This window comes from Methylobacterium jeotgali, assembly GCF_022179345.1.
Taxonomy (GTDB): Bacteria; Pseudomonadota; Alphaproteobacteria; order Rhizobiales; family Beijerinckiaceae; genus Methylobacterium; species Methylobacterium jeotgali.
This window is the reverse complement of record NZ_BPQR01000008.1, coordinates 35,158-51,115: the sequence shown is the minus strand read 5'-3', so window position 1 is coordinate 51,115 and position 15,958 is coordinate 35,158. Positions and strand designations below refer to the sequence as shown.

Sequence of the window (15,958 nt, the reverse complement as noted above, 5' to 3'; positions counted from 1 at the left end):
AGGCCGCCCTCCAGAGCGTCGATGGAGGCGGCAACCGCCGCGAGGTCCTCCGTGGTCTTCACCCGGAAGGCGCGGCCGCCGCTGGTCTCGGCCATGGCGCGCAGCGTCTCGGTGTCGACCACGTCCTGCTCGCCCTCGGCATTGGCGAGGTCGCGGGGGCCGAGCGCGATGGTGTGGACCCGGATGCCGAGTTCCTTGGCGAGGCCGGCCACGTCCAGCGGGGCGGTCTGGCCGGCGTTGTTGGCTCCGTCCGAGAGCAGGATCACGACCTTTCCGCGCGCCGCCGCGCCGGTCCGCGCCTCCTCCGGGGCGTCGGTGTCGAGGCGGCGCAGCGCCAGCCCGAGCCCGTCGCCGATGCCCGTCGAGCGGCCGACGAGACCGATCGTCGCCTCCTCCAGGGCGCGGGCGACGGTGGCGGTGTCGAAGCTCGGGCTCGCGGCGACGTAGGCCTGGTCGGCGAAGATCACGAGGCCGATGCGGTCGCCGGCGCGGCGCCGGATGAAGTCGGCCCCGATCCGCTTCACCGCCTCCAGGCGCGAGACGGTCTGGCCGTCGAGGGCGAAGTCGCGCCGCTCCATCGAGCCGGAGAGGTCCATGGCGAGCACGATCTCGCGCCCCGAGGCGGGCAGAGCACGGGCCGGCAGCACGAGGCGGGGGCCGGCCAGCGCCGCGACGAGGCCGATCCACACCCCCCAGGTGAGCCAGCGTCGGCCCCGGCCGCGGGCGATGCCGGACTCCGCCGTTCGGCCCCGCGCGACGAGGGAGGCCGGCACGACGAGGGCGCCGGCCCCGCCCGCCCGCTCCGCCGGCAGCATCGTTCCGGCGAGGAGGGGCAGGGGCAGCAGCAGCAGCGCGAAGGGCGCCGCGAAATCGAAGGCCGAGAGCCAGGCGCTCAGCGCCGTCGCGAGCGCGCTCATCGGGGCTTCAACCTCGCGCCGGCGATGAGGCGGCCGAGCTCCGCGTCGAGCTGTGCGGGGTCGGCGGCGCGGGGGCGGTAGAGCCCCTCTGCGAGGGCGCGGCCGGCGCCTCTGGTGAAGAAGTCGGTCGCGAGCAGCCGGTCGAGGCGGGTGGCCCAGGCCTCGCCCCGTTCGCCCGAGGCGGCCTCGCCCTCGACGGTGCGGGCGAGGCGGCGTAGCAGATGCGCCTGCGCCAGGAGCCGCGCGTCGGGATCGAGCCCGCGGGAGGCGGCGAGCTCCGCGAGCGCCGTCCGCCGCAGGCTGCGGGTCCGGCGCCCCCAGAGGGTGCGGGCGAGGCCGAGGAGGAGTGCTGCCGCAAAGCCGAGGATCAGGGCGGCCACGACCTCGCCCTGCACGGCGCCCGCCGCGTCGCCGGGCAGGTGCAGGCCGCGCAAGCCGGAGAGATCGGCCGCGGGGTTCAACGCCGCTCCTCACAGCACCGCATCGAGGCGCTCCATCAGGGGGGCGTAGGCCTCGGGACCTGCCTCGACGTCGAGGCGCAGGCCCTCGATGCCGCGTCCTGCGTAAGTCGCAAGCCGGGCGTCGGCCTCCTCGCGGCCGGAGTTGCGCAGGCCCTCGGCCGCCCCGCGCCGGCCGTCGGGCAGGGCGAAGGGGTAGAAGCCCGGCGGGCGGGCGCGCTCGAACCTGTCGCTGACGAGGATCAGCCGCACCGAGAGCCGCTCGGCGACGAGGGTGAGCTGCGCGTCGAACGCCTCGCCCGGCGCGTCGAGGGCGCTGGCGAGGACGAGATGGCCGCCGGACGGCATCAGCCCGTGGGCGACGCCGAGGAGGGGCGCGAGCGGCGGGTCCTCCGTGCCTTCACTGGCGAGCGCCGCAGCGTGAGCCGCGCTGAGCGCGCCGGTCAGCGCCGTCATCGCCCGCTCGCCGCCGGCCGGGCGCAGCACCGTGGGCTCGCCCCCCGAGGCGACGACGAGCCCGACGCGGCCGCCGTCGCCGACGATCCGCCAGCCGAGCAGCACCAGCGCTTCCGCCGCCGCCACCGAGCGCAGGGCCCGGCGGGTGCCGAACAGCATCGAGGGGCGGAAATCGGCCACCAGCACCACGGCACGGTCGCGCTCGTCGTGGTGGGTGCGCACGTGGAGCTGGCCGGTGCGGGCGGTGGCGTTGCGGTCGATGTGGCGCACGTCGTCGCCCTCTGACCAGAGGCGCACGTCGTCGGGCTCGGAGCCGCGCCCGCGCCGCCTTGTAACGATGCCGCCGGGAAGACCCGCCAGCGTGCGAGTGGCCGGCGAGACGCCCCGGCGGGCGAGGTGGCGCAGGCCCATCAGCGCCTCGCCCGAGAGGCGGACGCCCGGCGCGTCGTAGGCGTCGGCCGGCGAGGGGGCCGCGCTGGCCGTCATCCTAGAGCGCCCGTACCCGCTCGACGAGGCCGCCGACGAGGCCGCGGGCGGTGCGGCCCTCGGCGGCCGCCCGCCAGGTCAGGCCGATGCGGTGGCTGAGCGCGTCGGCGGCGAGCGCCGTCACGTCCTCCGGCAGGGCGTGGTCGCGCCCGTGCAGGTAGGCGCGGGCCTTGGCCGCGACCATCAGCGCCAGCGTCCCGCGCGGCGAGGCCGGGTGCTCGATCGAGGCTCGGAGGTCCGGCGCGGCGGCGTCGGTGCGGGTCGCGGCCACGAGGCGCACGAGGTAGTCCTTGAGGGCCGGCGCGACGTAGACGGCGAGCGCCGCCTCGCGGGCCGCGCGCACCTCCGCGATCGAGAGCCGCACCGGCATCGCATCGGCGTGGTGGTTCAATTCGCCCTCGACGAGGTCGAGGATGCGGCGCTCGCTGGCCTCGTCGGGCATCTCGACGACGACGTGCAGCAGGAAGCGGTCGAGCTGGGCCTCCGGCAGGGGGAAGGTGCCCGCGTGCTCGATCGGGTTCTGGGTGGCGACGACCATGAACGGGTCGGGCAGCGGCCGCGTGGTGCCGGCCACCGTGATCTGGCTCTCGGCCATGGCCTCGAGGAGCGCCGACTGCACCTTCGGCGGCGCCCGGTTCACCTCGTCCACGAGGACCAGCGAGTGGAACAGGGGGCCGGGCAGGAACTCGAACGCGCCGGAATCCTGGCGCCAGACCGTGGTGCCGGTGAGATCGGCGGGCATCAGGTCCGGCGTGCACTGGATGCGCGCGAAGCTGCCGTCGAGCCCCTCGGCGAGGCGCTTGACCGCGCGGGTCTTGGCGAGCCCCGGCGCGCCCTCGATCAGGAGGTGACCGCCGGTGAGGAGCCCGATGAGCAGGCGCTCGACGAGGCCCGTGCAGCCGATGAGCCCCTGCTCCAGCCCGTCCCTCAGGGCGAGGATGCGGGCGCGGAGCGCGGCGTCGATGGGCGGGGCAGAGGGTGAGGTCTGGCGCTCGGCCAGCGCTGCGCCGCTCATGCGCGGGCGGCGCTCCGCGCGGGGGCCGGTGTCCTGGCTCGCATCCTCGGCTCCTCCCGGATAGGGCGGGGGCGTCTGCCGCGCCCCTTGTCGGGCCCTTTGCGGGCCTCGGCGGAGCTTCTTAGAAACTCCCCAGGCTGGTGTGCCCCCTGCCCGCGCGGTCCGTCAATCCCGCCCGCCGGCCGGGTCGCCCACGATCGCGAGGGCGCGACGAAGCGTCACCGTTTCGTCACGGGACGGAGACATGGAGCCCCTCCGGGCGGTCGCCGGCCGCCGCCGTCGAGGACGCGTTCGTGCTGTCATTCCTGTCCGCGCCGCTGCCGGAGACCCTGAACTCCGCGATCAGCCTGATCGTCGCCTTCGTCATGGGCACGCTGATCGGCACCGAGCGGCAGTACCGGCAGCGCACAGCGGGCCTGCGCACCAACGTGCTCGTGGCGGTGGGGGCGGCGGCCTTCGTCGACCTCGGCATGCGGCTGACCGGCGGCGACGGCGCCACCCGCACCGTCGCCTACGTGATCTCCGGCATCGGCTTCCTCGGTGCCGGCGTGATCATGAAGGAGGGCATGAACGTCCGCGGCCTCAACACCGCCGCGACGCTCTGGTGCTCGGCCGCCGTCGGCGCCTTCGCCGGGGCCGACCTGCCCCTCGAGTCGCTGTTCGTGACGATCGCCGTGCTCTCGGGCAACACGCTGCTGCGGCCGCTCGTCAACGCCATCAACCGCACCCCGATCGACGAGGGGGCGACCGAGGCGACCTACGAGGTGCAGGCGACGACGAGCCCGGACAATGCCGGGCCGGTGCGCGACCTCCTCGTGGAGCGGCTGGAGCGGGCGAGCTATCCCGTCGGCGGCATCGAGGTGGTGGAGCGCGGCGAGGACGCGGTGGAGGTCGTCGCGACCCTCACCGCGACGGCGGTGGCCGCCGCCGAGCTCGACGCCGTGACCGCCGATCTCGCCCGCGCCCCGGGCATCCGCCACGCCACCTGGTCGGTGCAGACGGCGGACTGAGGCCTTTCCGCCGGGCCCGCGCAGCCCATCTCCGGGGCCGGGAAAGGTCCCGATACGGAGCGCGCGCATGACGACCGAAAGCCGGAACGCCCTCATCGTCGGCGCCTCCCGCGGCCTCGGCCTCGGGCTCGCGCGGGTCTTCCTCGACCGGGGCTGGCGGGTCACCGCCACGCAGCGGAGCCCCTCGCCGGGGCTGGCGGGGCTGGGCACGAGCCTCCGCGTCGAGACCGTCGACATCGACGACGACGGGTCCGTCGCGTCCCTGCGGGACCGTCTGGCGGGGGAGCGCTTCGGGCTGATCTTCGTCGTCGCCGGGGTCGCGGCCAAGGGCGATGACAAGGGCGACGATGTGGCCCACACGATCCCCCGCGAGGAGGCGGCGCGGATCCTTCTCACCAACGCGGTAAGCCCGCTGCGCTTCGCCGAGACCTTCCGGCCGTCGCTGGCGGAGGGCGGCACGCTCGCCTTCATGAGCTCCATCCTCGGCAGCGTCGCGCGCAACGAGGACGGCGGCATGGAGATCTACCGGGCGAGCAAGGCGGCGCTCAACACCCTCGTCCGCAGCTTCGCGGCCCGGCATCCGGGCTCGAGCCTGCTGCTGCTCCATCCGGGCTGGGTCGAGACCGACATGGGCGGGGAGGGCGCCGACATCGACGTGGCTACGAGTGCCCGGGGCCTCGCGGAGGTGATCGAGGCACGCCTCGGGCGGCCGGGCCTCGCCTATCTCGACTACCGGGGCGAGACGCTGCCCTGGTAGGGCGCCCTCAGCGCCGGGGCTCGAGGGTCGGCCGGGTCCGGCGCTCCACCACCACCACCGCCGGGCGGCTGCGGCGCTCGACCACGACGGTGCGCGGCGCCCGGTTTGGGCCGGCGGCGGTGAGGAAGCGCTCCGGCAGCCGGTCGGCGCGGGGCTTGGCCGCCGCGAGCACGTGCGGGCGCACCTCGTCAGGGGACAGGCCGATCAGGCCGGCGGCGATCTCGACCTGCTGCTCGACCTCGTCGGCGAGGTCCTGGGCGGCCGAGACCGCCTCGGCGACGGTCGGCGGCTCCCGCCGCACCCGGATCGGCGGCAGATCGGCGTGCGATACCCGCGGCTTCTTCATGGCTCGACTCGCGCTCATCGACGACAACGTAGCGTGGAAACGCCCGATTGTGCACTGCACCGAAACGCGCGGCGCACGCGCCTGCCATGCAGCGCGAGCCTGGATGCAGGATGCATTCCGTTCGTCGCGGCCATGACGGACGCATTGCCGCCCCGCGCCGGCCGGGTCTACGAACGGGGCCATGACGGACCTCTCCGACCCGCGCACCACCCCCGCCCGGCCCGATCTCGCCGACATCCGCCTGAAGGGCCGGGTCGAGGCGCAGACCTTCGTCGAGGCGCGGCCCCGGCGGGTGGCGGTGGAGAGCGCGCCGCTGCGCCGCCGTCCCTCGCCGGAGGCCGGACTCGACACCGAGGCGGTGATGGGCGAGGCCGCCGCGCTCTACGACGAGCGGGACGGCTTCGCCTTCGTCCAGCTCCTGCGCGACGGCTATGTCGGCTACCTGCCCTCGGAGAGCCTCGGACCCGCCGACCCGGAGCCGGATCACCGGATCACGGCGATCCGCACCTTCGTCTACCCGGCCCCCGACATGAAGCGGCCGAACCGGGGGCATCTCGGGCTCGGATCGAAGGTCCACGCCCACGAGCGGTCCGGCGACTTCCTGCGGGTCGGGGAGGGGCTTTGGGTCTTCGCCGCCCATTGCGAGCCCCTCGACCGGTGGGCGCCGGACTGGGCGGGCACCGCCGAGCGGCTCGTCGGCGTGCCCTATCTCTGGGGCGGGCGCACAAGCCTCGGGCTCGACTGCTCGGGCCTCGTGCAGCTCTGCCTCGAGCTCGCCGGCCTGCCCTGCCCTCGCGACACCGACCAGCAGGAGCGGGCGCTCGGCGCGCGCCTGCCCGACGATCCCGAGGGCCTTCGGCGGGGCGACCTCGTGTTCTGGCGCGGGCATGTCGGGCTGATGCTCGACGCCGGCACCCTCATCCACGCCAACGGGCACCACATGGCGGTCGCCGTCGAGCCGCTGGCCGGGGCGATCGCGCGGATCGCCGAGAAGAGCTACGGCGCCGTCACCGCGTTCCGGCGGATCACGCCTTCAGCCGCTTCTTGATGCGGAAGATCAGGCCGTCGCGCACGTCCCGGTAGGCGTCGAGGCGCTGCTCGCGGGAGGCCTCCTCCATCAGGGTCGGGTCGGGGGTCGGCCAGTACTCGACGTCGACGGCGACGGTCCGCGTCACCTCCAGGGCGGCGTGGTGGGCCTCCGGCGCCAGGGTGATGATCAGGTCGAAGTTCAGCCCCTCCCACTCCTCCAGCTCCTCGAGGGTGCGGGGGCGGTGCTTGCTCGCGTCGATGCCGATCTCGTCGAGGGCGGCGAGCATGAACGGGTCGGCGGGCTCGCCCGAGCGCACGCCCGCCGACTGCACGTAGACGGACTTGCCGAAGTAGTGGCGCGCCACCGCCTCCGCCGCCAGCGAACGGACGGCGTTGAAGTTGCACATGAACAGGACGGACTGGATGCGGCGGCCCGAAGGCGCCGCTCCCGGCGGGCCCGGCTCAGCCATGCCCGGCCCGCGACCGCGCGGCAGCGGGCAGGAGGGGGGCGGGCATCGGCCTCAGCCCTTCCAGTGCAGGGCGAAGACGAGGGTGAAGAGGCGCCGCGCGGTGTCGTAGTCGACGTCGATCTTGCCTTCGAGCCGGGCCTTGAGCGTCTCGGCGGCCTCGTTGTGGACGCCGCGCCGGCCCATGTCGATCGCCTCGATCTGGGTCGGCGAGGCGGTGCGGATGGCGTTGAAGTAGCTCTCGCAGATCATCTCGTAGTCGCGGATCACCCGCCGGAACGGCGTCAGCGACAGGAGGTGGGTGATCACCGGCTCGCCGGCCTGGGTGGCGATCGCGAAGGAGAGCTTGTTCTCCACGAGGCCGAGTCGCAGCGCGTAGGGGCCGCCGTCGCGGCCGGGGATCGCGAAGTGGTTCTCCTCCAGGATGTCGAAGATCGCGATGGCGCGCTCGTGCTCCTGGTCGAGGTTGCCGCGGCCGATCGAATCCTCGTCGAGGCTCACCGCCACGAGGCGGTCGTTACCCTTCGCGCCCGGGCTTCCCTCGTTCTTCGCTTCGGCCGCCCCCGACATCGCGATGCTCCCTGGCCTAGAGGTTCAGGCGGATCGCGACGGAGCGGGCATGCCCCTCCAGCCCCTCCGACCGGCCGAGCGTTATCGCCGCCGGGCCGAGCGCCCGCAAGCTCTCCGGCCCGCAGCGCAGGATCGTGGTGCGCTTCATGAAATCGATGACGCCGAGCCCCGAGGAGAAGCGGGCGGAGCGGGCGGTCGGCAGCACGTGGTTGGGGCCGCCGACATAGTCGCCGATGGCCTCGGGCGTATGAGCGCCGAGGAAGATCGCCCCGGCGTTGCGGACCTTGGCGGCGAGTTCGTCCGCGTCCGCCGTTTCGATCTCCAAGTGCTCCGGCGCGATGGCGTCGACGAGGGGCACCGCCCCATGGAGGTCGTCCACCACCACGATCGCCCCGTAGTCGCGCCAGCTCGCCCGGGCGATCTCGGCGCGGGGCAGGACGGCGAGCGCCCGCTCCACCGCCGCCTCGACGGCGTCGGCGAGATCGCGGCTGTCGGTGATCAGGATCGCCTGGGCGGCGGCATCGTGCTCGGCCTGGGCGAGGAGGTCGGCGGCGACCCAGTCCGGGTTGGCCTCGCCGTCGGCGAGGATCAGCACCTCGGAGGGACCGGCGATCATGTCGATGCCGACCTGCCCGAACACCCGGCGCTTGGCGGCAGCCACCCAGGCGTTGCCCGGCCCGACGATCTTGGCCACGGGGGCGATGGTCTCGGTGCCGTAGGCGAGCGCCGCCACGGCCTGGGCGCCCCCGACCCGGTAGACCTCGTGGACGCCGCAGATCCGCGCGGCGGCGAGCACCAGCGGGTTCACCTGGCCCTCGGGCATCGGTACGGCCATGACGAGGCGCGGCACGCCCGCGACCCGGGCGGGGAGCGCGTTCATCAGCACCGAGGACGGGTAGCTCGCCGTGCCGCCGGGCACGTAGAGCCCGACCGATTCGAGCGCCGTCCAGCGCCAGCCGGAGGTCACGCCGAGCGCATCCGTGCCGAGATGGTCGGACGGCACCTGCTGCGCGTGAAAGCTCTCGATGCGCTCGGCGGCGAAGCGGAGCGCATCGAGGGCCTCCGCCGGGCAGTCCCGGATCGCGGCCTCGATCTCGTCCTCGCCCACCCGGATGCGCGCGGCGGTGAGTTCGGCTCCGTGCCGGTCGAGGCGGCGGGTGTAGTCGACGAGCGCCGCGTCGCCGCCCCGGACGACGCCGGCGATGATCTCGCGGACCGTCTCGTCCACGTCCTCGGCGATCTCGCGCTTGACAGTGAGGAGGCGGGCGAAGTCGTCCCGGAAGCCGGGGCTGCTGCTGTCGAGGCGGACCATCGTGGGGGGACCTTAGCGGATTGCGTGCGGGGGCGCCGGTCAGGCGGCGCCGGGCTCCGGGGCGGGAACGTGCGACGGCCGGCTCTCCGCCTCCCAGACCGGCCCGAGATCCTTCAGCCGCATCTCGACGCATTCGAGGTCGAGGGCGATCACCGCCCCCCCGGCGAAGGTCAGGATCGCGGTGCCGGAGGGGGCCTCGCCGGGCTCGAAGGTGATCGAGAGCAGGCTCAGGGTCGCGTCGGGGTCCGCCGGCAGGCCGCGGCTGCGGGCGGCGAGCACCCGCTCGAAATGCGCGCCCGCCAGCCGCCGCCGCGGGGGGGCGCCCGCCGGCGCCTCCCAGTCGAAGCGGCGCAGGGACAGCACGAAGCGGCGCTCGGCAGGCAGGAACACGATGTCGCCCGTCCGCAGGAGCGCGTCCTGGAGATGGGCCGAGACGATCGTCAGATCGTCGGCGTCGAGGGCGGCGAGCCGGAGGAGCTCCATGGAGGATGCGCGCTTCTCAGGGGCTGACGGGACCGGGCGGCGGGGCCCGGCGGGATGCCCGCTAGGTAGCGGCCGGGGGCGGGCGCGGCAACGGCGGCGGCGCATGTCCGACCTGAGATCGCGAAACCTGTCTTGCTCAAAATCTGAGGTTGTATTCGTTGCAAGAAATGTCGAATCGCCTTTATTCGATCCCTGTTCGTCAGAAATCGAGGTTTTCGTTTTCTTAACTAATTTACACATTACTCGATCGAATAGATCGCGCGCTATCGAACGAGTGGGGTCGACCGCTCGCTTCGGCCAAACCCCGTCGTGGGGCAGGAGGGATTGATGCGGATGTTCGGATCGCGGGACAAGGCGGTGCTCGAAGCGCTCGACCGCTCGCAGGGGCGAATCGAGTTCGATACCGAGGGCAACGTCCTCCAGGCGAATGCGAGCTTCCTCGATCTGCTCGGCTACGGCCTCGACGAGGTTCGCGGCCGCCATCACAGCCAGTTCGTATCGCCGGCCGAGCGCGAGAGCGCGGCCTACCGCGACTTCTGGGCGGCGCTGAAGCGCGGCGAGTTCCAGACGCGGGAGTTCAAGCGCTTGGCCAAGGACGGCCGCGCCGTCTGGATCCAGGCCTCCTACAACCCGATCCTGGGGCCCGGCGGAAAGGTCATCAAGATCGTCAAGTTCGCCACAGACATCACGGCGCAGAAGCTGCGCGATGCCGCCTATCAGGGCCAGATCGCGGCGGTGAATCGTTCCCAGGCCGTGATCCACTTCACCCTCGACGGCACCGTCACCGACGCCAACGAGAACTTCCTGAAGACCCTCGGCTACCGCCTCGACGAGATCAAGGGGCGCCACCACAGCCTGTTCGTGAGCGCCGAGGAGCGCCAGAGCCCGGCCTACGCCGCCTTCTGGAAGGCGCTGGCTTCGGGCGAGTTCCAGTCCGGCGAGTTCCGGCGCGTCGCCAAGGGGGGCGGCGAGGTCTGGATCTTCGGCACCTACAATCCCGTCCTCGATGCGGAGGGCAAGCCCTGCGCCGTAGTGAAGTTCGCCAACGACGTCACCAGCGAGGTCAACGACCGCCGCCGCCGCGCCGAGGGGCTGCGCGCCATCGACGCCGACATTGCCGACATCACCAAGGCCATGTCCGACGTCGCCCGCCAGGCCCGCGTCACCACCGACAGCGCGGCCCAGACCTCGGGCAACGTGCAGGCGGTCGCCGCCGGCGCCGAGGAGTTCGCCGCCTCCATCGAGGAGCTGAGCCGCCACGCGAGCGAGGCCAAGACCGGCGCCGACGAGGCCGTGCTGCGCGCCGAGGAGGCGAGCGGCATCGTCTCCGGCCTTACCGCCGCCGCCAGCCGCATCGGCGAGGCCGTCACGCTGATCCGCTCGATCGCCGACCAGACGAACCTGCTCGCGCTCAACGCGACGATCGAGGCGGCGCGGGCCGGAGAGGCCGGCCGCGGCTTCGCGGTGGTGGCCTCCGAGGTGAAGGCCCTCGCCGGCCAGTCCCAGCGGGCGACCGAGGAGATCGGCACGCAGATCGACGCCGTGCAGGGTGCCACCGCCGAGGCGGTCTCGGCCATCGAGGCGATCGCGCGCTCGATCCGGTCCCTCAGCGAGATCTCGCTCAGCGTCTCCTCGGCGGTGGCCGAGCAGTCCGCCGTGACCCGCGACATGTCCGTGAACATGCAGACCGCCGCCGAGAGCGTGCGCGAGGTACGCAGCCACATGGAGGAGATCGCCGCGGCGACCAACCAGGTCGACGCTTCCGTGCGCAAGGTCAACGAGGCGGCCCGCGCGCTCGCCTGAGACGGCCGATCGCGACGGTCTCCGCTGTTGCTGGACGTTCAGGGTTCCTGCGCCACCTTGCAGGCTGGACCCGACGACCGGAGACCTCAGACGTGACGCGCACCCTTCTTGCGGGCCTCGCCGCCCTCACCCTCGGCTCTTTCGCAGGGGCCGGCGGGGCGATGGCCCAGTACGGCTACGGCGACGACTACGGCCGGCCCCGCTACGAGCGGCGCTACGACGAGGACCGCTACGAGCGCCGCCGCCGCTACGACGAGGATCGCTACGACCGTCCCCGTGGCTACGGCCGCCGCGGCAGCGTCTGCGTGACGGCGCGGGGCAACTGCATGACGCGGCCCGCCCCGTTCAACGCCCCCTGCGGCTGCGAGGTGCCGGGATTCGGCTTCAAGCGCGGCGCCATCGGCGGCTGATCCGGCCCCGCGGGGCCGGGCTCAGGCCCGGACCCGCTCGATCTGCGCCCCGCAGCGGCCGAGCTTGGCTTCGAGCGCCTCGAAGCCGCGGTCGAGGTGGTAGACGCGGTTGATCTGGGTCTCGCCCTCCGCGGCGAGGCCCGCGATCACCAGCGAGACCGAGGCGCGCAGGTCCGTGGCCATCACCGGCGCGCCCTTCAGGCGCTCGACGCCCTCGACGACGGCGAGATCACCCTCGAGGCGGATCTTCGCGCCGAGGCGGGCGAGCTCCTGCACGTGCATGAAGCGGTTCTCGAAGATCGTCTCGCGGATGTTCGAGCGGCCCTTGGCGAGCGTCATCAGCGCCATGAACTGCGCCTGGAGGTCGGTGGGGAAGCCCGGGAACGGGTCCGTCGTCACGTCGACGGCGGCGATGCCGGCCCCGTTGCGGCGCACCCGGATGCCGTCCTCGACCGACGTGATCTCGGCGCCCGTGGTCGCGAGCACGTCGAGAGCGGAGTGCAACAGGTCGGCGCGGGTGTTCTCGAGGATCACGTCGCCGCCGGTCATCGCCACCGCCATGGCGTAGGTGCCGGTCTCGATCCGGTCAGGCAGCACCGTGTGGCGGGCACCTGACAGGCGGGAGACGCCCTCGATCTCGATCCGCGGCGTGCCGGCGCCCTTGATCCGCGCGCCCATCTTGGTGAGGCAGTCGGCGAGGTCGACCACCTCCGGCTCGCGGGCGGCGTTCTCGATCAGCGTGCTGCCGTCGGCGAGCGCGGCGGCCATCAGCGCCACATGGGTGCCGCCGACCGTGACCTTCGGGAAGCTGATCTCGCCGCCGCGCAGGCCGTTCTTGGTCTTGGCGACCACGTAGCCGCCGTCGATCTCGATCTTGGCGCCCAGCCGCTCCATCGCCATGAGGAGCAGGTCGACGGGCCGCGTGCCGATGGCGCAGCCGCCGGGCATCGAGACCCGCGCCTCGCCGAAGCGGGCGAGCAGCGGCGCGATCACCCAGAAGCTCGCGCGCATGGTCGAGACAAGCTCGTAGGGCGCCGTGGTGTCGATGACGTTGGAGGCGGTGAGCCGCAGCGTCTGCCCGGTCTCCGTCGTCTGGCCCGGCCGCTTGCCGACGACCATGTGGTCGACGCCGTGGTTTCCGAGGATGCGCAGGAGCGCGGCGATGTCGGCGAGCCGGGGCACGTTGACGAGCTCCAGGGTCTCGCCGGTCATCAGGCTGGCGATCATCAGCGGCAGGGCCGCGTTCTTGGCCCCCGAGATCGGGATGACGCCGTTGAGCGGCGCGCCGCCGGTGATGTGGATGCGGTCCATCGTCTCGGGTCCCCTGGGCCGTCCCCGGGGCCGACCTCGGCGCGGGGCGGCCGCGGCGCCGGTTCGGGCGCGCGGTCAAGCTCGCGGCTATACGGGAGTTGCGGCGGAAAAGGGATTCCCGTTCATCCGTCGCGCTCGGTCTCGGCCTGTGGCGGCGCCCCGGTCTCGGCGCGGGCGCGGCCCTGCGCCTTGCGCCGGCGCAGGTTCTCGCGCAGCGCCGCCTTCAGCCGCTCCGCCCGCGCCGCGTCACCCTTGCCGGCTGCCGTCATCCCCGTCCGCCGCTCCTGCGCGTCGCGCCGGGCGTGACGCTTCGTCGCCCGGTTGCCGGCGCATCTTCCCACACCGCACCGCCAAGGTGCAGAGGTGGATTGCACGGCTCACCTTGAACCCATTCCAAGTCAAGCTCTATGGTGGGCTCCGACGAAACGACGAGAACCCTCCACCGATCCCTTTCACCGACGAGATCGGGCATCGCGGGCCCCCGCCCGACGTGCCGGGGCCGAACCCGACGGCCGGCCCCACGCGCGATCTCGCCCCGGCGGTCCCGACGGACCTCCCGGCCAGCCTCACGCGACGAAGGACAGCCTCGTGAACCGTACGTCCGCGACGACACCCCATCTCAAGGCCGCGATCACGGGAACCGAGGGCGGCGGAGGCGGCACGCGCGAGAGCCAGGGCCGTGCGACCTACGAGGGTCATTTCCGCTCCGCGCTGGGGCGTCTGCACGGGGAGCGGCGCTACCGGGTGTTCGCGGACATCGAGCGGATCGCGGGGCGGTTCCCGACGGCGCGCTGGCGGCGCGGGGACGGCTCGGCCCGCGAGATCACCGTGTGGTGCTCCAACGACTATCTCGGCATGGGCCAGCACCCGGAGGTGATCGGCGCCATGACCGAGACCGCCAGGCGCTGCGGCGTCGGGGCGGGCGGCACCCGCAACATCGCCGGCAACACCTCGCCGCTGGTCGACCTCGAGCGCGAGCTCGCCGACCTCCACGGCAAGGAGGCGGGTCTGGTCTTCACCTCGGGCTACGTCTCGAACCAGGCCGGCATCTCGACGATCGCCAAGCTGATCCCGAACTGCGTGATCCTGTCGGACGCCTTCAACCACAACTCGATGATCGAGGGCGTGCGCCATTCCGGCTGCGAGAAGCGCATCTTCCGCCACAACGACCTCGCCCATCTCGAGGAGCTGCTGATCGAGGCCGGCGACCGGCCGAAGCTGATCGTGTTCGAGTCGGTCTACTCGATGGACGGCGACGTGGCGCCGATCGGGAAGATCTGCGACCTCGCCGACCGCTACGGGGCGATGACCTATCTCGACGAGGTCCACGCGGTGGGACTCTACGGCGAGCGGGGCGCGGGCATCGCCGAGCGCGACGGGGTCATGGACCGGGTCGACGTGATCGAGGGCACGCTCGCCAAGGGCTTCGGCTGCGTGGGCGGCTACATCACCGGCTCGGCGGTGCTCTGCGACGCGGTGCGCAGCTTCGCGCCGGGCTTCATCTTCACCACCGCCCTGCCGCCGGCGGTGGCCGCCGCCGCCCGCGCCTCGGTGCGCTACCTCAAGCATTCGGGCGCCGAGCGGGCCGCCCACCAGCGCCAGGCCACCCGCACCCGTGCGGCGCTCGACGCCGCCGGCCTGCCGGTGCTGCACACCGAGACCCACATCGTGCCGGTGATGGTGGGCGACGCCGAGCTCTGCAAGGCGGCCGCCGACCACCTGCTCGAGCACCACGCCATCTACATCCAGCCGATCAACTACCCGACCGTGCCCCGCGGCACCGAGCGGCTGCGGATCACGCCCTCCCCCTTCCACGACGACGCCCATATCCAGAGGCTCACCGCGGCGCTCGCCGAGACGTGGGACACGCTCGACCTGCCGCGGGCCGGCACGATCTTCGTCGAGGCGGCGGAGTAGGCAAGCGACACCGTTGCAAGCGGGGCCGTGATCGCTGTACCTCCCCGCCGGGAATCGGGGAGGCGGCGATGTCGGGCGGTCACGGTGCGGTCGAGGGTTCGAACAAGCGCGTCGCGCTGCTGATCTCGGTGCTGGCCCTGTTCCTCGCCTTCAGCGAGACGCTGGGCAAGGCCGCGCAGACGGATGCGCTCTCGGCCAACATCGAGGCCTCGAACCAGTGGGCCTACTTCCAGGCCCGTACCATCCGCTCGACCGTGCTGAAGACCGCCGACGAGGCGGTGGCGCTGCTGCCGCCGGGGCCGGGCCAGGAGGCGATCGCGGCCAAGCGCGCCGAGTGGGCGAAGACCATGGCCCGCTGGGAATCGGAGCCCTCCACCGGCGAGGGCCGCAAGGAGCTGACCGAGAAGGCGAAGGCCGCTCAGGCCAAGCGCGACCTCTCGCTGGAGCGCTACCACCATTACGAGCTGGCGTCCGCCGCCTTCCAGATCGGCATCGTGCTGGCGTCCGCCGAGGTCATCACCGGCATCGCCGCCCTGATGTTCGCGGGCGGCCTGCTCGGCATCGCGGGCGCCGTCATGCTCGGCTTCGGCTTCTTCGCGCCGCACGCCCTGCATCTGTTCCACTGAGACAAGCGTCGCCGTTTCCCGTGAAAACTCTTCGTTAACCCTGCGTCCCGGCCGGATCAGTTCAGGCGCAGGATCGTGGCGTTGAGGAGCGTCGCGAAGGAGACCCAGGCGGCATAGGGCGCCAGCAGCCAGGCCGCCGGGCGGTCGAAGGGGACGGCGAGGCGGATGGTCCAGAGCACCATCACCAGCAGCGCCGCGACGACGACGAGGGCGGCGCCGACGGCGTGGGCGGTGAAGAACACCGGCGTCCAGGCGGCGTTGAGGGCGAGCTGCGCGGCGAAGGCGGCGAGCGCCAGCCACCAGCCCCGCCGGGCCGAGCCCGTGGCGGGCCGCGCTCCGAGAAGCCGCCACAGCGAGACGGCGATCATCGCGTAAAGCACCGTCCAGGCGACGGGGAAGACCCAGTCGGGCGGGTTGAACCAGGGCTTGTTCAGGCTCGCGTACCAGGTCGGGATCTCGGGCCGGGTCGCCATCGAGCCGAGGAAGGACGTCGCCGCGACCGGCAGCACGGCGACGAGCAGGCGCGGCAGGGGGCGCAGGGCCGGCACCCGCGCGGGATCCGTCTGTGTCGCTTGCATGAGGGGA

General features: G+C 73.0%; 19 protein-coding genes. 7 read left to right on the top strand and 12 right to left on the bottom strand.

Annotation, left to right across the window (positions count from 1 at the left end; translation table 11 throughout):
- From MFF04_RS02565 to MFF04_RS02550, 4 genes are all read right to left on the bottom strand, one after another.
- The coding region (locus tag MFF04_RS02565) for a VWA domain-containing protein (RefSeq protein WP_238273921.1) at positions 1-917 on the bottom strand (917 nt) is incomplete at its 3' end.
- Complete coding sequence (locus MFF04_RS02560) at positions 914-1,378, bottom strand: DUF4381 domain-containing protein (protein ID WP_238273920.1); 465 nt, start codon at positions 1,376-1,378, stop codon at positions 914-916. The genes MFF04_RS02565 and MFF04_RS02560, both read right to left, overlap by 4 nt.
- Before the next feature lie 9 nt (positions 1,379-1,387).
- Positions 1,388-2,317, bottom strand: a complete 930-nt coding sequence (locus tag MFF04_RS02555) for a DUF58 domain-containing protein (protein WP_238273919.1) — start codon at positions 2,315-2,317, stop codon at positions 1,388-1,390.
- Between the two features lies 1 nt (position 2,318).
- Positions 2,319-3,332: an AAA family ATPase gene (locus MFF04_RS02550; RefSeq protein WP_238273918.1), complete on the bottom strand. Its 1,014-nt coding sequence runs from the start codon at positions 3,330-3,332 to the stop codon at positions 2,319-2,321.
- A gap of 293 nt (positions 3,333-3,625) precedes the next feature.
- Here MFF04_RS02550 and MFF04_RS02545 point away from each other — a divergent pair, with 293 nt between their 5' ends.
- Complete coding sequence (locus MFF04_RS02545) at positions 3,626-4,342, top strand: MgtC/SapB family protein (protein ID WP_238273917.1); 717 nt, start codon at positions 3,626-3,628, stop codon at positions 4,340-4,342.
- Between the two features lie 67 nt (positions 4,343-4,409).
- Positions 4,410-5,099: an SDR family oxidoreductase gene (locus MFF04_RS02540; protein WP_238273916.1), complete on the top strand. Its 690-nt coding sequence runs from the start codon at positions 4,410-4,412 to the stop codon at positions 5,097-5,099.
- Between the two features lie 7 nt (positions 5,100-5,106).
- On the opposite strand, the gene MFF04_RS02535 is transcribed toward MFF04_RS02540, so the two are convergent.
- Complete coding sequence (locus MFF04_RS02535) at positions 5,107-5,445, bottom strand: hypothetical protein (protein ID WP_238273915.1); 339 nt, start codon at positions 5,443-5,445, stop codon at positions 5,107-5,109.
- 181 nt (positions 5,446-5,626) lie between these two features.
- Here MFF04_RS02535 and MFF04_RS02530 point away from each other — a divergent pair, with 181 nt between their 5' ends.
- The gene (locus MFF04_RS02530; RefSeq protein ID WP_238273914.1) at positions 5,627-6,493 is read left to right on the top strand and encodes a C40 family peptidase; all 867 of its coding nucleotides are present in this window, start codon (positions 5,627-5,629) and stop codon (positions 6,491-6,493) included.
- Here the strand turns inward: MFF04_RS02530 and MFF04_RS02525 are convergent.
- Genes MFF04_RS02525 through MFF04_RS02510 form a run of 4 tightly spaced genes read right to left on the bottom strand, consistent with a single transcriptional unit; the run spans position 6,471 to position 9,306 of the window.
- On the bottom strand, positions 6,471-6,944 hold the full coding sequence (locus MFF04_RS02525) for an arsenate-mycothiol transferase ArsC (RefSeq protein ID WP_238273913.1): 474 nt from the start codon (positions 6,942-6,944) through the stop codon (positions 6,471-6,473). The genes MFF04_RS02530 and MFF04_RS02525 overlap by 23 nt on opposite strands.
- Before the next feature lie 51 nt (positions 6,945-6,995).
- The gene (locus MFF04_RS02520; RefSeq protein WP_238273912.1) at positions 6,996-7,511 is read right to left on the bottom strand and encodes a UPF0262 family protein; all 516 of its coding nucleotides are present in this window, start codon (positions 7,509-7,511) and stop codon (positions 6,996-6,998) included.
- A gap of 16 nt (positions 7,512-7,527) precedes the next feature.
- Positions 7,528-8,823: a histidinol dehydrogenase gene (gene hisD / locus MFF04_RS02515; protein ID WP_238273911.1), complete on the bottom strand. Its 1,296-nt coding sequence runs from the start codon at positions 8,821-8,823 to the stop codon at positions 7,528-7,530.
- A gap of 39 nt (positions 8,824-8,862) precedes the next feature.
- Positions 8,863-9,306: a DUF2948 family protein gene (locus tag MFF04_RS02510; RefSeq protein ID WP_238273910.1), complete on the bottom strand. Its 444-nt coding sequence runs from the start codon at positions 9,304-9,306 to the stop codon at positions 8,863-8,865.
- Positions 9,307-9,633: 327 nt separating this feature from the next.
- Here MFF04_RS02510 and MFF04_RS02505 point away from each other — a divergent pair, with 327 nt between their 5' ends.
- Both MFF04_RS02505 and MFF04_RS02500 read left to right on the top strand, forming a co-directional pair.
- Positions 9,634-11,109 (top strand): methyl-accepting chemotaxis protein, encoded by a 1,476-nt coding sequence (locus MFF04_RS02505; protein ID WP_238273909.1) that lies wholly within the window; start codon positions 9,634-9,636, stop codon positions 11,107-11,109.
- A gap of 161 nt (positions 11,110-11,270) precedes the next feature.
- Positions 11,271-11,519 carry a hypothetical protein gene (locus MFF04_RS02500; protein WP_238273930.1) on the top strand — a complete coding sequence of 83 codons (249 nt, stop codon included), beginning with the start codon at positions 11,271-11,273 and terminating at the stop codon, positions 11,517-11,519.
- A 21-nt stretch (positions 11,520-11,540) separates the two neighbouring features.
- On the opposite strand, the gene murA is transcribed toward MFF04_RS02500, so the two are convergent.
- Positions 11,541-12,830 carry a UDP-N-acetylglucosamine 1-carboxyvinyltransferase gene (gene murA, locus MFF04_RS02495; RefSeq protein WP_238273908.1) on the bottom strand — a complete coding sequence of 430 codons (1,290 nt, stop codon included), beginning with the start codon at positions 12,828-12,830 and terminating at the stop codon, positions 11,541-11,543.
- Positions 12,831-12,952: 122 nt separating this feature from the next.
- Positions 12,953-13,099, bottom strand: a complete 147-nt coding sequence (locus MFF04_RS02490; protein WP_238273907.1) for a hypothetical protein — start codon at positions 13,097-13,099, stop codon at positions 12,953-12,955.
- Positions 13,100-13,460: 361 nt separating this feature from the next.
- Between MFF04_RS02490 and hemA the strand changes: the two genes are divergently transcribed.
- Both hemA and MFF04_RS02480 read left to right on the top strand, forming a co-directional pair.
- The gene (gene hemA, locus MFF04_RS02485) at positions 13,461-14,747 is read left to right on the top strand and encodes a 5-aminolevulinate synthase (RefSeq protein ID WP_283206340.1); all 1,287 of its coding nucleotides are present in this window, start codon (positions 13,461-13,463) and stop codon (positions 14,745-14,747) included.
- A 68-nt stretch (positions 14,748-14,815) separates the two neighbouring features.
- A complete protein-coding gene (locus MFF04_RS02480) occupies positions 14,816-15,373 on the top strand; it encodes a DUF4337 domain-containing protein (RefSeq protein WP_238273906.1) in 558 nt (185 codons plus the stop codon).
- Between the two features lie 56 nt (positions 15,374-15,429).
- Here the strand turns inward: MFF04_RS02480 and MFF04_RS02475 are convergent, their stop codons facing one another.
- Entirely contained in the window at positions 15,430-15,951 is a 522-nt protein-coding gene (locus MFF04_RS02475) for a TspO/MBR family protein (protein WP_238273905.1), read from the bottom strand.
- Positions 15,952-15,958: the final 7 nt, after the last annotated feature.